At 67.4% G+C, this 14,101-nt stretch carries 9 protein-coding genes and 1 pseudogene; 5 read left to right on the top strand and 5 right to left on the bottom strand.

The features are described 5' to 3' along the window. Nucleotides 1-43: 43 nt before the first annotated feature. The gene (locus OEJ37_RS19680) at nucleotides 44-1,411 is read right to left on the bottom strand and encodes an MFS transporter (RefSeq protein WP_263345165.1); all 1,368 of its coding nucleotides are present in this window, start codon (nucleotides 1,409-1,411) and stop codon (nucleotides 44-46) included. Nucleotides 1,412-1,568: 157 nt separating this feature from the next. Beyond that, nucleotides 1,569-2,528 carry an MBL fold metallo-hydrolase gene (locus OEJ37_RS19675; RefSeq protein ID WP_263345164.1) on the bottom strand — a complete coding sequence of 320 codons (960 nt, stop codon included), beginning with the start codon at nucleotides 2,526-2,528 and terminating at the stop codon, nucleotides 1,569-1,571. 179 nt (nucleotides 2,529-2,707) lie between these two features. Between OEJ37_RS19675 and OEJ37_RS19670 the strand changes: the two genes are divergently transcribed. Further along, a complete protein-coding gene (locus OEJ37_RS19670) occupies nucleotides 2,708-4,357 on the top strand; it encodes an IclR family transcriptional regulator (protein ID WP_263345163.1) in 1,650 nt (549 codons plus the stop codon). Nucleotides 4,358-4,868: 511 nt separating this feature from the next. Here OEJ37_RS19670 and OEJ37_RS19665 read toward each other — a convergent pair. Together OEJ37_RS19665 and OEJ37_RS19660 are read right to left on the bottom strand one after the other, a co-directional pair. Next, a complete protein-coding gene (locus OEJ37_RS19665) occupies nucleotides 4,869-7,739 on the bottom strand; it encodes an alkaline phosphatase family protein (RefSeq protein ID WP_263345162.1) in 2,871 nt (956 codons plus the stop codon). Nucleotides 7,740-8,015: 276 nt separating this feature from the next. Further along, complete coding sequence (locus OEJ37_RS19660; protein WP_174418009.1) at nucleotides 8,016-8,498, bottom strand: Lrp/AsnC family transcriptional regulator; 483 nt, start codon at nucleotides 8,496-8,498, stop codon at nucleotides 8,016-8,018. Nucleotides 8,499-8,786: 288 nt separating this feature from the next. Between OEJ37_RS19660 and OEJ37_RS19655 the strand changes: the two genes are divergently transcribed. From OEJ37_RS19655 to OEJ37_RS19640, 4 genes and pseudogenes are all read left to right on the top strand, one after another. Continuing rightward, the gene (locus OEJ37_RS19655; protein WP_263345161.1) at nucleotides 8,787-9,437 is read left to right on the top strand and encodes a LysE family translocator; all 651 of its coding nucleotides are present in this window, start codon (nucleotides 8,787-8,789) and stop codon (nucleotides 9,435-9,437) included. After that, nucleotides 9,434-9,622, top strand: a pseudogene (locus OEJ37_RS19650) (hypothetical protein); the annotation flags it as partial. The gene OEJ37_RS19655 and the pseudogene OEJ37_RS19650, both read left to right, overlap by 4 nt. Nucleotides 9,623-9,771: 149 nt before the next feature. Further along, nucleotides 9,772-10,203, top strand: a complete 432-nt coding sequence (locus OEJ37_RS19645; RefSeq protein ID WP_263345159.1) for a YqaA family protein — start codon at nucleotides 9,772-9,774, stop codon at nucleotides 10,201-10,203. Between the two features lie 152 nt (nucleotides 10,204-10,355). After that, nucleotides 10,356-12,338, top strand: coding sequence for a methyl-accepting chemotaxis protein (locus OEJ37_RS19640; RefSeq protein ID WP_263345158.1), 1,983 nt, complete (start codon nucleotides 10,356-10,358; stop codon nucleotides 12,336-12,338). Nucleotides 12,339-12,373: 35 nt separating this feature from the next. Here the strand turns inward: OEJ37_RS19640 and OEJ37_RS19635 are convergent, their stop codons facing one another. Next, nucleotides 12,374-14,026 (bottom strand): acyl-CoA synthetase, encoded by a 1,653-nt coding sequence (locus OEJ37_RS19635; RefSeq protein WP_174418005.1) that lies wholly within the window; start codon nucleotides 14,024-14,026, stop codon nucleotides 12,374-12,376. Between the last annotated feature and the right edge of the window lie 75 nt (nucleotides 14,027-14,101).

The raw sequence follows: 14,101 nt of genomic DNA, 5'->3' as shown, positions 1-14,101 counted from the left end.
CGGACGGCGACAACACCAGCCACCCGATCGCCCGACCTCACGATCAATGTTGCGCTTCCGCTCGTACGAGCGCGTCGCCGCCCTTCACGCCGAGCATCAGCGCGATGCCGCTGGCGACCAGCAGCGCGGCCAGCAGGTACACGGCGAGATCCATGCTGCCCGTGCGCGTGCGAATGATCCCGATCACCCACGGGCTGACGATACCGCTCGTGATCCCGATGCTGCTGATCAGCGCAATGCCGGCCGCGGCCGCGTTGCCCGACAGGTAGCGGGTCGGCACGGCCCAGAAGATCGGCAGCGCGGCGAAGATCAGCGTCGCCGCGATCGACAGGCACGCGAGCATCGCCGCAAAGCTGTGCAGGTGCAGCGTCAGCGCCGCGAGCGCGAGCCCGCCGCCGATCGTGCAGCACGCGAAGTGCTTGCGGCGCTCGCCGGTGCGGTCCGAGCGGCGCGCGATCAGGATCAGCCCGACCGCACCGACCGCATTCGGCACGACCGTGTAGAGGCTCACGGCGACGACGTCGGTCACGCCGAAGTCGCGGATCATCAGCGGCATCCAGAAGTTGAGCGTCAGCGATGCGCAGGTCAGCGAGAAATAGATGAACGCGAACAGGTACACGCGCGGGTTCGCGAGCGCGGCCGCCAGGCTGCGCCCGTCGTGCGCGCCGCCGTGCCCGCGGCCGTCCGCGCACAGCGCGGCGACGCGCGCCTTTTCATCGGACGTGAGCCATGCGGCGTCCTGCGGCCGGTCGACGAGGAACGTGAATGCGGCGAACGCGAGCAGGATCGCCGGCGCGCCTTCGATCGCGAACATCCATTGCCAGCCGTGCAGCCCGAGCACGCCGCTCATGTCGCGCATGATCCAGCCCGACATCAGGCCGCCGAGCACGCCGGCCACCGCGACGCCCGCGAAGAACACCGAGATCGCCGCAGCGCGCCGGTTCGCGGGGAACCACCAGGTCAGGTACAGCACGATGCCGGGGAAGAAGCCGGCTTCGAACACGCCGAGCAGGAAGCGCAGCACGTAGAAATGCGACGGCTGCGACACGAACATCATCCCCGTCGACGCGATGCCCCACAGCAGCATGATCCGCGTGAACGTGCGGCGCGCGCCGAAACGCGCGAGCAGCAGGTTGCTCGGCACTTCGCAGAACACGTAGCCGACGTAGAACACCGCGGCGCCGAGGCCGTACATCGCATCGCTGAAGCCGAGATCGTGCTTCATCTGCAACTGCGCGAAGCCGATGTTGATGCGGTCGAGGAACGACACGACGTAGCAGAGGAACAGGAACGGGACGATCCGCCACGCGATCTTGCGGAACAGCAGCGCGTCGCCGGATTCGGACGTCGATGAGGATACCGAAGCGCTCGTGTGCGCGAGCGTCGCTTCGGCGGGAAGCGATTGGGGCATGTCTCTCTCCAAACGGGCCGCGCGATTCGAGCGCGCAGCGGTCTCCGAGGGCGTGCATGCGCCCTGCTTTCTTGTGTGACCGGATACGGCGGCGGAAACCGCCGCCCTCAGGGAAACGGCGACGCGTTCATCCGAACGCCCCGCCGCCGTGTGCCGCTCAGTCCTGCAGCGCGGCCCACATTTCCTTGTCGCGCTGCGCAGTCCAGATGCGCGGATGCTTGATGCCGCTCGCCTCGTCGAACGCGCGCGACACGTCGAACGGCAAACAGTGCTCGTAGATGAACACGTGGCCGAACTTCGGATCCATCGCTTCGCGCGTGAGCGCCATCGACGCCTTCAGGTCGAGATTGCGCTCCACGGCCTTGCGACCCTGCGCGAGCAGCGTCGTGACGAAATCCTTCGTGTAGTCGAGGCCCTTGTTTACATCGGCCGGATTCAGCAGCGCGGGGCCGCGGCCCGGCACGAGCTTCTCGGCGCCGAGCGCGCGCAGCGCCTCGAGCGTGGCCGGCCACTGTTCGAGCTGCGCGTCGCCGCAGTAGCACGCGGCGTCGTATTCGACGAGGTCGCCCGAGAACAGCACCTTCTGCGACGGCAGCCAGACGATCGTGTCGCCCTTCGTATGGCCCGAACCGACATGCATGATCTTCACTTCGAGCTTGCCGAGGAACAGCGTGATCTCGCGCTCGAACACGAGCGTCGGCCAGGTCAGGCCGGGCACCGTCTCGACGCCGGCGAACAGGCGCGGGAAACGCTCGATCTCCGACTTCATGTCGGCCTCGCCGCGCTCGACGATCATCTCGTACGTGCCGCGGCTCGCGATCACGTGCTGCGCGCCTTCGTCGAAATACGCGGACGCGCCGAGCACGCGCACCGCGTGGTAGTGCGACAGCACCACGTGCTTGATCGGCTTGTCGGTCACGCTGCGGATCTTCGCGATCAGATCCTGCGCCATCGCGGGCGTCGCGGTCGTGTCGACGATCAGCACGCTGTCGTCGCCGACGATCACGCCCGAGTTCGGGTCGCCCTCGGCGGTGTACGCGTAAGCGTTCTCGGACAGCTTCGTCCAGGTGACTTTCTTCTCTTCCAGATCGGCTTGGGAGGCGAATGCTTTGGCCATGTTGCGTTCCGTGGCTGCGAGCCATGTGTTGAGGAGGGTGTGAACGGATCATCTTCCCGCATCGATTATTTGTCAATGACAAAGTCGCTTGCTATTGTTTAATGCGGGTAAACCTGCGGGCTGGCGCGATAAATGGCGTCGGATACCATGCGGGGTTTCGTCAACGGAAGATTCATCGCGTGCAGAACCACGAAGTCAGCGCAGACGACGCGCCGCCCAAGGCGCAGCGCGGGATCCAGAGTGTCGAGGTCGGCGGCCGGCTGCTCGACGCGCTCGCGCGCCGGCGCAAGCCGCTCGGCCTGTCGGAGCTGGCCGCGGCAGCCGACCTGTCGACCGCGCAGGCGCATACCTATCTCGTCAGCCTGACGCGGCTCGCGCTCGTGAAGCGCGACGCGATCACCGGCAACTACGAGCCGGGCCCGTTGTCGTTGCGGCTGGGGCTGATGTCGATCGAGCGCCAGCCGGCCTACCGCGCGGCGCTGCCGCACGCGGCGCGGCTCGCGGAAACGGTGGGCTTGAGCGTCGCGCTGTCGGTGCCGGGCGTGCTCGGCCCGACGATCGTGCGCATCGAGCACGGCGGCTATCCGCTGCACGTGAACCTGCACGTCGGCTCGGTGATGTCGCTCGACACGACGGCGACGGGCCGCGTGTTCCGCGCGTTCGGCGATCCCGCGCAACTCGACGCGATGGCGGCCAGCCAGGCCGGCGCGGGCGACACGCTCGCGGGTGCCGAAGGCACGCAGCCCGCGCAGGATGCCGGAGCGCAACTGGCCGAACTCGACACGATCCGCGCGCGCGGCATCGAACGCAGCGTCGACCGGCCGAGCCCCGGCGTCAGCGCGATGTCCGTGCCGGTACTCGACGCGCACGGGCGCCTGCAGCTCGCGTTGACGGTGATCGGTTCGAGCGGGTCGATCGATGTCGGCTGGGACGGCCCGATCGCGACCGCCCTGCGCGATGCGGCACGGCAGGCCACCGCATCGCTCGGCGCGGCAGTTTCGGAACCGCCGCCCGTCCCCTCGGCGGGCGCACCGCGCGTGCCGCCCGCGCTGGCCGACGACGCGAAAGCGCAGCGCGGGATCAACGCGCTCGACAGCACCGGCGAGCTGCTGCTCGCGCTGGTATCGGCAGGCCGCGCGCTGCCGCTGCGCGATCTCGCGGCGGCGGCCGGCATGCCGGCGGCAAAAGCGTTTCCGCATCTCGTCAGCCTGCAGAAGGTCGGCCTGCTGAGCCGCGACGACGCCGGCTGCTTCGACGGCGGCCCGCTCGGGCAGGCGCTCGGCCTGATCGCGATGCAGCGCGTGTCGCCGACGCGCGACGCGGAAGCCGAGATCGTCGCGCTGGCCGCCGCGACCGACATGAGCGTGGCCGCCGCGACGCTCGGCCCGCTCGGCCCGACCGTGATCCGCCTCGAGGAATCGGCGCGGCCGCAGCACGTGAGCCTGCAGGTCGGCACCGTGATGTCGCTCGTCAATACGGCGATCGGCCGGATCTTCGCGGCCGGCATGTCCGACGACGTGCTGGCCGACCTGCTCGCCAACGAGCCCGTGCGCCTCGCCGGCAGCGGCCCCGCGCAGGCCGACGACGCATTCCGCGCGCGGCTCGCGGCGATCCGCTCGGACGCGCTCGATTTCGCGTTCGACGCGCCGGTGCCGGGCATCGGAACGGTCGCCGCGCCCGTGTTCGATCACACCGGCAGCATCCGGCTCGTGATTGCGATCATCGGCTCGTCGCGCGGCTTCCCGCGCGGGCCGGACAGCGACCTCGCGCAGACGCTGCTCGCCGCGACGCGGCGGCTGTCGTGGCGGTTCGGGTGGATCGGCCGGTAATCGACGCCGCCTTCCTCTCCGTCGCTCGATTCCCCTCTCTTTCTCGTTGAAGGCCGTGTGCTTGCCACGGCCTTCTCGCGTCTGTCCGCTACCTGACGGACCACCCCAATCCATGTTGCAAAGCAGCAACACAAATTGTCAGTAATTCTCATATAACGAAATCGCATTTCACAAAGCGGTGGTGCTTCGCTATGATTAGGGTTATCCCTAACTCGCCACCTATATGGGGCTTCGTCATGCAAACGTCTAATGTCTCCGATCGTTCCACCCAATCCGCTGGCTGGCTCGCACGTGTTGGCGAGCTGCTTGCAGAAGCCTGGCAACTTCACCTCGAGAACTGCGAAGTCATCGCCGAAGCACACGCGCGCCTCCCGCGCTGAGCGGAACGACCGGCGCTGCACAGGTTTGAAATGAATGACGGTCCGTCGAGCGGACCGTCATTCGTAATCCGGCATGCTGTCCGCCGCGGCCTGCGCCGGTCTCCCGGCCAGGTTCCCGCGACGGGCCGGCGTCAGCCCTTCACCGCATGCTTCGCGGTCGTCGACCGCGCGTCGTCATCGTCGTCGTGCCGCCGCGTCGCCTGCTGCGTGTCGCCCGGCCGCACCGGGTACGCCTTCGCACCCATCAGCCCCTTCCACAGCACCTTGTTGTACGCGACCGCATCGAGCCGGTCCTCGACCGAGAAGTCCATCCCGCGCGTGACCGCTGCCCAGTAGCGCATCCCGTGCGTCGGCTTCAACGCGGCCGTCTTGATGTCGCCCGCCGGGATCGGCAACTGCGTATTCGCGAGCAGGCCCGACGCGACCGCCTTGTACGTCCACTTCGACTGACTCATGTCGAACACGTCGGTCATCGGCCCTTGCGTCGCGTCGAACAGCCCGAGGTGATCGAGATTCAGCACCTCCGTGATCGTGCGGATCATGTTGACCGTCGTGTAATGCGTGCTGACGACCGCGTTCTGCTTCACGTACGGCCCGATCACGAATGCCGTGCTGCGATGTGCGTCGACGTGGTCCGGTCCGTCCTGCGCATCGTCCTCGACGATGAAGATCAGCGTGTCCGACGCATACGGGCTGTTCGCCAGCGCCTGCGCGACGCGGCCGACCGCATAGTCGTTGTCGGCCATGTCGAGCTCCGGCGTGTTGACGCCGTCCAGCGACGACGCAAAGCTGCCGGTATGGTCATGCGGCAGGCGCAACAGCGTCAGCGCGGGCATCTGGCCGTTGCCGACGAACTGGTTGAATTCGCGCTCCCACTCCAGCTCGCGGTACAGGTCCGGATACGCGTTGTCATAACCGCGGAAATACGGATCGGTGCGATCGACGAGCGCGGGCGTCACGCTGTACCCCTGCACCTTGTTGTCGGCGAACGGCGCGCGATCCATCGGAATCGCGTTCGGGCCGCCGTTGCGCGAGATATCCATGAAGAAGCCGTAGTTGCGCACCGTCAGGCCCGCGCGCAACGCGGCGTTCCAGATATAGCCCTGCTGTACGGCGTCGGACGGGCCGTCCGGCGCCGACACGTCGGCCGTGCCGGGCAGCAGGTCGGGGTCGGCCGGCGTGAGCGGGTTCGCCGTCGTGCGTTGCGCGCCGGTCAGGCCCACGTCGACGTTTCGATTCTGGCCTTCCCAGTCGTAAGAGCCGCCGCGCGAGCCGCTGCGCACCGGGCTGCCGGCATAGTTGACGGGCAGCATCTTCGCGCCGGCGTCGGATTCGCGCGCGCCGGTCGACCACGGCCAGCCGTTGCCGCTCACGTCGCCGGAATCGTGGAAGTTGTCGAGCGTGACGAACGTCTTGGCGAGCGCGTGCATGCTCGGCGTCGTCGCGTCCGGGAACTCGGCCAGCGACGGATCGCCGTTCCCGCGGCCCAGATCGCCGAGGATCTGGTCATACGTGCGGTTCTCCTTGACGATATAGATCACGTGCTTGATCTTCTGTCGCAGCGCGTTCATCGTCGCGACGTCGGCGGTGGAGAGCGCGGCATTGAAGCTGTTGTTGTCGGCAACCTGCTTCGTCAGCAGACCGAGCGTCGCGCTATCCGGCGCGGGCATCCACATGAAGCCGCCCTTGCTCAACTGCTCGATGTACTGGTTCTCCACCAGGTGCACGGGCGAGTTCTTGACCGGGCACGGCACGGTCCGGCCGCTGTCCTTGCAGTTGCCCGGATTCGGCCCCGGCATGTTCTTCGTGTAGACCATGTAGAGCGCGTTGTTCGCGCCGACCGCGACATCGGACGGATACCATCCGGTCGGAATCAGTCCGGTCACTTTCGCCGTATCGCCGGACAGCGATACGACCGCGACGTCGTTGGTGCCGCGATTGGTCACGTACAGTGCGGTTTCGTCCGGCGACAGCGCGAGCCCGTTCGGCGACGCGCCGCGATACTGCATTTCCGTGACGAGCCCCGCAGGCGCAACCGTCGACACGCTCGACACGACCTTGTTCGATGCCGTATCGATCACCGACACGATGTCGGCGTTGTCTGACGCGACGTAGAGGCGCGTCTGCGCCCGGTTCAGCACCATCTTGTTCGGGTTGCCCTTGACCGGAATACGCGTGACGACCTGCGGCGCATTGGTCGAGATATCGACGACGACAACCTCCCGATCGCGTTCGCTCGACACGTAGGCCGTCTTGTTGCCGACGATGCGCACCGCGTTCGGATATTCGCCGCCCGGCGTGCCCGACGCACCACCGCTCTTGCCCGGGCGGAGATCGCGTTCGGCGAGCACGGCGCCCGCGGCGAGATCGACCAGCGTGACGCTGTCGTGATAGCGGTTCGCGACGACCGCGCGCTTGCCGTCCGCCGTCAAGTCGACGCCGGTCGCGAGCGGCGAGCTGGCGAGGCCGTTGCCGCCCTTGTGATTCAGCGCGATCGGCGCGCCGGCTTCGCCCCATACGCCCTGCGACAACGCGAACACGTGCAGGTTGTCGTCGCCGCCGCCGGTCACGTAGAAATGCTGGCCGTCCGCCGCGAAAGCAATGCCGACGTAGGTGTCCGCCACCGGCAGCGCCTGCTTCTTCACCGGCGTGCCGCCCGACACGTCGAACACGAACACATACTCGTTCGAATCGGCATTGATCAGCTTGCCGCCCGCGTCCAGCCTGTTGTTGTAGCCGCTCGTCAGCACCAGCAGCGTCTTGCGGTCCGGACTCAGCGCCTCCGACACCGGCTGGCCGGCGATCAGGTCCGGCACATCCTGCAGCCCCGGATTCAGCGCGACGAGCGTCGTGCCGGGCGCGGCCGCCGGCGTGATGCGCTGTCCGGTCGACAGTAGCGTCGACGTCGTGTCGCCAAGCGTCGCGGTCGTGTTCACGGAATCGCTGTTGCACGCGGTCAATGCCGCGGCAACCGCTCCGGCTAGGACGAGAATCTTGTACACGGATGCTCCTGTTCGTCGGATGAGAACGTTTTCACCGGCCCGCCGTAACGGGCAGTAATAATTCGTAACGAACAGCAGGATAATGACCGTGAATGAACCACCGGTGACGCGAACCTTGCCGAAGGCATTTCAAGTGCTTTCGTCGTGCTTTCCATTCCGGCTCGGTGCGAGCGCGGGCCCGTGCGCATCGCGCGTCGACGACGGGCGGGCACACCGATCGCGGGCGACCGACAACACGCGCAATACCGCGCGCGCAGCGCCCCACACCCCGAACGTTCACACCTGGATCGAAGGCACGTCCTTCATGCAGCGCAGCGCGAACATCGAGCGGCTGTGACGGATGCTCGAGATCCTGTACAGCTTTTCGCGCAGGAAACGCTCGTAGCCGGCCGTGCCGTCCACGGCAACCTTGATCCAGTAGTCATATTCGCCCGACACCAGATACGCCTCGAGCACTTCCGGCAGCGCCGCCAGTTCGGCGCCGAAACGCGCGAGCGCATCGTCTTCGTGGCGATCGAGCGTGACTTCGAGGATCACGATGTCCGCGTAGCCGAGCATGCGCTGGTTGACCAGCGCGACGTAACCGTCGATGTAGCCGTCGGCTTCGAGCTGCCGCGTGCGGTTCCAGCATGCGGTCGTCGACATGCCGATCTGTTCGGCCAGTTCGGCGTTCGACAGCCGCGCATTTTTCTGCAATGCACCAAGGATCTTGCGGTCCTGATTGTCGAGCGTTTTAGGCGTGCGTTCGCGGATAGTCATGGCAAAAAGAATCTTCTACTGAAAATTGGCATTCTATCTGAACAGGATTCCGGTTTCAGGCCCGTTTTACTGGAAAACAGGAAGCCTTTTAACCGGCTCGCTTGATACATTTTCACCATGCCTGTTGCCCGGCACGATCCCCGCGACAACCCCTTCGCACCGGGACGCACGGCCGCAATCACGAGTTGCGGTGCCGGACAAGCAGGCATGCGATTCCTCCGCCGCCCGCACGCCTATCCGACCGCGTGCGGAGCCGGTGCCTGTATCCCCGTTCTCGCACTTCCCGTCATGTCGTTCAGGCTTTATCTGTCGTTCCTCGCTGCTTCCGTCGTTCTCATCTACGCGCCCGGCCCCGTCAACCTGCTCACGATGAACCAGGCGCTGCGCGCCGGCTGGCGCCGCGCGCTGCCGTGCGTGTGGGGCGGCACGCTCGCCGTACTGCTGCAACTCGCGCTGACCGCGCTGTGCCTGAATTCGCTGGTCCACCTCGACGAACACGCGCTGACCGTGCTGCGCTGGGCCGGCGCCGCGTATCTCGTGTGGCTCGGCGGCAAGCAATGGCTCAGCCGCGCGCCGGCCAATGCGCCCGCCGCTTCGGCGAAAGCCGGCGCCGCGATCGTTCCGCGGGACACCGACACCGGACGCGCGCTGTTCTGGCGCGGCGTCGCGACGTCGGGCCTGAATCCGAAGACGCTACTGTTCTTTCCGTCGTTCTTTCCGCAGTTCATCAGCCCGAACGCCGACTGGAGCCTGAATCTTCAATTCCTGCTGCTCGCCGCGACGTTCGCGCTGCTGTTCGCGGGCGGCGTCGCGTCGATGGCGCTGTTCTCGCACCGGCTGAGCCGCGCGTTGCAACGGCCGGCGCGGATGCGCGCGATGAATCGCGTGACGGGCGGGCTGCTCGTCGGGATGGGCGCGATCATGGTCGGCTGGAACTGAGCAAGCAGCGCAACCTCGAACGGCTGCGCCTGCCGAAGCCCGATACGGTGTTTTCGCCGCAGCAGCTCGCGGGCGAACTGCTCGCGTGCGCGCTCATCGACGAACCCGTCGGCAAGTCGGTGATCTCGCATCTGCTGTTCGGGACCGCCGATGCCGCCTGCCCTAGTGAACCGCTGAGCCAGTGACCCATTGAGTCGCTAAACCGCTGAATCGTTGAATCGTTGAGCCGTCGAGCCGTCGAGCCGTCGAGCCGTCGAGCCGTTGAGCCATTGAGCCGTCGAGCCGCCGACAATGTGCCCCACGGCGGCCGGTGCTCGGCCGGTACAATCGCGCGATGTCCGAATTGCTCACTTACGGCGGCCTGTTCGCCGTGTCGATGGTCGCCGCGACGCTGTTGCCGCTCCAGTCCGAAGCCGTGCTCGCCGGCCTGCTGCTCGCCGGGCGCGAACCCGTGTGGGCGCTGGTGCTCGTCGCGAGCATCGGCAACGTCGCCGGCTCCGCGATCAACTGGGCGCTCGGGCGCGGCATCGAGCACTTCCGCGACCGCCGCTGGTTTCCGGTCAAGCCGTCCGCGCTCGCGCGCGCCGAGCGCTGGTATGCACGCTACGGCCGCTGGTCGCTGCTGCTGAGCTGGGCGCCGGTGATCGGCGATCCGCTGACGATGATCGCCGGCGTGCTGCGCGAGCCGCTGCCGAGCTTTCTCGCAATCGTCACGCTCGCGAAGGTCGGCCGCTACCTGGCCGTCGCGTGGCTCGTGACGTACTGACGGTACTGACGCGACCTTTCCTCCTCCGACGGCGCTTGCCCGCGCCGCCACCGGCCTCGCACCGCTAAAGAATCCGCCGAAGCTGCCGTATTCCTTACGGTGTGCGGTGACGCGTGCGTTCCGCTCCTCTCCCTCCCCACTCAGGATGCCGTATGAGATTGACCCAATTGGGCCGGGTGAGCGTCGGCGCGCGCCTTGCCGCGCTGGCGTGCACGCTCGTCGCACTGCTGTTCACCGTTTTCGCGTGGGCGCTCGCCCATTTCGCCAGCCAGCAACTCGCGGACGAGGCGCACGCGCGAATCGCCGACAAGGAGCAGTCGATCCGTGCGATGGTCGAGATGTTCGACAAGGCGCTGTCGGCCGAAGCCAGTCGCTCGATGTCGCTGTTCGCGAGTTTCCTGCCGGCCGATTTCTCGCTCGACCCGGCGCGCACCGTCGACATCGGCGGTGTCGCCGCGCCCACGCTTTCCGCGGGCGGCCAACCGCTCGACCTCGATTACTCGATTCCCGACCAATTCCTGAAGAAAAGCGGCGCGATCGCGACGATCTTCGCGCGCGACAGCGACGATTTCGTACGCATCACGACGTCGCTGAAGAAACAGGACGGGGCACGCGCGGTCGGCACGCGCCTCGATCGCGCGAGCCCCGCGTACGCGCCGCTCGTCGCCGGGCGCAGCTACACGGGCCTCGCCAAACTGTTCGGTCGGCAGTACATCACGCAGTACAAGCCGGTCACCGATGCAACCGGCCGTGTGATCGGCGCGCTGTTCGTCGGTCTCGACGTCGGCGCCGAACTGCAAGTCGTCCAGGACGGTATCCGTGCGTTGAAGGTCGGCGAGAACGGCTACTACTTCGTGCTCGACGCCTCTCAGGGTGCATCGCGCGGCACCTTCGTCGTCCATCCCGATGCAGCCGGCCAACGCGCCGACGACACGCGCGCGCCGTACACGCAGATGCTCGCGGCCGGCCACGGCCGGCTCGCGTATACGTCGGCCGACCCGGCCGCGCACGACGGCCAGCCAACCGCTAAATTCGTGTCGTTTACAACGATTCCGCAATGGCAGTGGCTGGTCGGCGGCATCGCAATCGACGATGAACTGCTGGCCGGCATGCGCGCCCTCCGCGACCGCTTCCTGATGATCGCCGGCGTGCTCGTCGCGGCGTTCGCGGCGCTGTTCGTCGTGGTCGTGAAGCGCGTCGTGAGCCGGCCGCTCGACGCGGCGGCACGCGCGTCCGAACGCTACGCGGCGGGCGACCTCAGCGTGCGGATCCGCGACGGCGAGGCGGCACGCGGCGCCACGCGCAACGACGAGATCGGCCGGCTCGTGCAGGCAGTCGACGGGATCGGCGACGGTCTGGCGCGGATCGTCGCGCAGGTGCGCAGCGGCTCGGCCGGCATCGCGCGCGGCATGGTCGGCATCGCGGCCGGCAGCGGCGACATCGCCGCGCGGATCGCGACGCAGGCGAGCAGCGTCGAGCAGACGGCGGCCAGCATGGAGCAGATCACGGCCGCCGTGCAGCAGAACGCCGAGCACGCGGCGCAAGCGAACACGCTGGTCGAGAACGCATCGGCCGCCGCGACCGACGGCGACGCGGCAGTGCAGCGCGTGGTCTCGACGATGGACGAAATCGGCCGCGCAACGCGCCGGATCGCCGAAATCACGGGCGCGATCGAAGGCATCGCGTTCCAGACCAACATCCTGGCGCTGAACGCAGCCGTCGAGGCCGCGCGCGCGGGCGAGCACGGCAAGGGCTTCGCGGTGGTCGCGGCCGAAGTGCGCGCGCTCGCGCAGCGCAGCGCGGCCGCGGTCAAGGAAATCGACGCGCTGAGCGCCGAATCGTCGACGACCGTCGAACAGGGTTACCGAATCGCGGACGCGGCGCGCGGCACGATGCGCGACATCGTCGCCCGCGTCGATCAGGTCCGTACGCTGATCGGCGAGATCAGCTCCGCATCGCGAGAGCAATCGGCCGGTATCGAGCAAGTGAACCAGGCCGTCACGCAGATCGGGGAGGCCACGCAGCAGAACGCGACGCTGATCTCGGATGCCGAACGCGCGGCCGTCGCACTGCGCGACCAGGCCGCGCAACTGTCCGAAGCCGTCAGCGTGTTCCGGCTCGAGCGCGACGCATGAGCGTCGACCGGCGGCGAGCGGTGGCCGCTCGCCGCCTACTTCTTGTCGCCCGCCAGGTCGATCGCCTTGTCCGATCCGACCGCATTGCGCAGCTGGAACTTCTGGATCTTGCCGGTCGACGTCTTCGGCAGCTCGCCGAAGCGCACGACCTTCGGCACCTTGAAGCCCGCGAGCAGTTGCCGGCAGTGCGCGACGATCTCCTCCTCGGTCGCACGCGCGCCTTCGCGCAGCTCGACGAACGCGCACGGCACCTCGCCCCATTTCGGGTCGGGCATCGCGACAACCGCCGCAACGGCGACGGCCGGATGCCGGTACAGCGCGTCCTCGACCTCGATGCTCGAGATGTTCTCGCCGCCCGAGATGATGATGTCCTTGCGGCGATCCTTGATGCGGATATAGCCGTCCGGAGTCAGCACGCCGAGATCGCCGGTATGGAACCAGCCGCCGTGGAACGCCTCGTCGGTCGCGTGCGGGTTCTTCAGGTAACCCTTCATGCAGATGTTGCCGCGGAACATGATCTCGCCGAGCGTCTCGCCGTCGGCCGGCACCGGCGCCATCGTATCGGGATCGAGCACCGTCGCGCCCGCTTCGAGGTGGTAGCGCACGCCCTGGCGCGCATTGAGCCGCGCGCGCTCTTCATCGGGCAGCGCTTCCCAGTGCGACTGCTTCGCGCACACGGTCGCGGGGCCGTAGACCTCGGTCAGCCCGTACACGTGCAGCAGGTCGAAACCGATCTCCTTCATCTTCGCGATCACCGCCGGCGCGGGTGCCGCGCCCGCGACCATCGCGTGCACCGTGTGGTCGATCCCTTCGCGGAATTCGGCCGGCGCATTCGCGATCGCGCTCTGCACGATCGGCGCGCCGCAATAGTGCGTGATGCGTTCGCGGCGAATCAGGTCGAACACGGTCTTCGCGTCGAACTTGCGCAGGCACACGTTCACGCCCGCGCGCGCCGCGACGGCCCACGGGAAGCACCAGCCGTTGCAGTGGAACATCGGCAGCGTCCACAGATACACCGCGTGCTTCGGCATGTCCCATTCGAGGATGTTGCTGATCGCCGCCAGATACGCGCCGCGATGGTGGTAGACCACGCCCTTCGGGTCGCCGGTCGTGCCGGACGTGTAGTTCAGCGCGATCGCATCCCATTCGTCGCCGGGCTGTGTCCATGCGTAGTCGGCGTCGCCGCCGGCGACGAACGCCTCATAGTCGGTCGCCCCCGCGAAACGCTCGGGATCGGCCGGCATCGCATCGGCGACGCTGACGATCTTCAGGCCCGGCACCTCGAGCGCCGCGCGCTGCGCGAGCTCCGCGTATTCGGTGTCGACGATCAGCACCTTCGCCTCGCCGTGACGCAGCATGAAGATCACCGACGGCACGTCGAGCCGCGTGTTGATCGTGTTCAGCACCGCGCCGGCCATCGGCACGCCGAAGTGCGCCTCGACCATCGCCGGGATGTTCGGCAGCAGCGCCGCGACGGTGTCGCCGCGCTCGACACCGGCCCGCGCGAGCGCGCTGGCCAGCTGCTTCGCACGCGTATAGGTCTCGCCCCACGTTTGCCGCACGTCGCCGTGCACGATCGCAAGGCGCTCGCCATAGACTTCGGCCGTCCGGACCAGGAAGTCGATCGGGGTGAGCGGCACGTAGTTGGCATCGCGGCGGCCGAGCCCGGCCTCGAACATCTGCGTCATGATCCTGTCTCCCGTTTACTGTCGACCGCGGTGCATGCACCCCGGATCGTTTTGATGTGGTTCAATTGCCGACAG

It is taken from the genome of Burkholderia sp. BKH01, assembly GCF_025685725.1.
GTDB lineage: Bacteria > Pseudomonadota > Gammaproteobacteria > Burkholderiales > Burkholderiaceae > Burkholderia > Burkholderia pyrrocinia_C.
Note: the sequence above shows the minus strand (reverse complement) of the source record. Positions and strands in the feature narration are given on the sequence as shown.

What these genes read in the sequence shown, in the direction of transcription:
- OEJ37_RS19635 (WP_174418005.1), bottom strand. Translation starts at nt 14,026, where the DNA reads ATGACGCAGATGTTCGAGGCCGGGCTCGGCCGCCGCGATGCCAACTAC.
- OEJ37_RS19645 (WP_263345159.1), top strand. Translation starts at nt 9,772, where the DNA reads ATGTCCGAATTGCTCACTTACGGCGGCCTGTTCGCCGTGTCGATGGTC.
- OEJ37_RS19655 (WP_263345161.1), top strand. Translation starts at nt 8,787, where the DNA reads ATGTCGTTCAGGCTTTATCTGTCGTTCCTCGCTGCTTCCGTCGTTCTC.
- OEJ37_RS19675 (WP_263345164.1), bottom strand. Translation starts at nt 2,528, where the DNA reads ATGGCCAAAGCATTCGCCTCCCAAGCCGATCTGGAAGAGAAGAAAGTC.
- OEJ37_RS19660 (WP_174418009.1), bottom strand. Translation starts at nt 8,498, where the DNA reads ATGACTATCCGCGAACGCACGCCTAAAACGCTCGACAATCAGGACCGC.
- OEJ37_RS19680 (WP_263345165.1), bottom strand. Translation starts at nt 1,411, where the DNA reads ATGCCCCAATCGCTTCCCGCCGAAGCGACGCTCGCGCACACGAGCGCT.
- OEJ37_RS19640 (WP_263345158.1), top strand. Translation starts at nt 10,356, where the DNA reads ATGAGATTGACCCAATTGGGCCGGGTGAGCGTCGGCGCGCGCCTTGCC.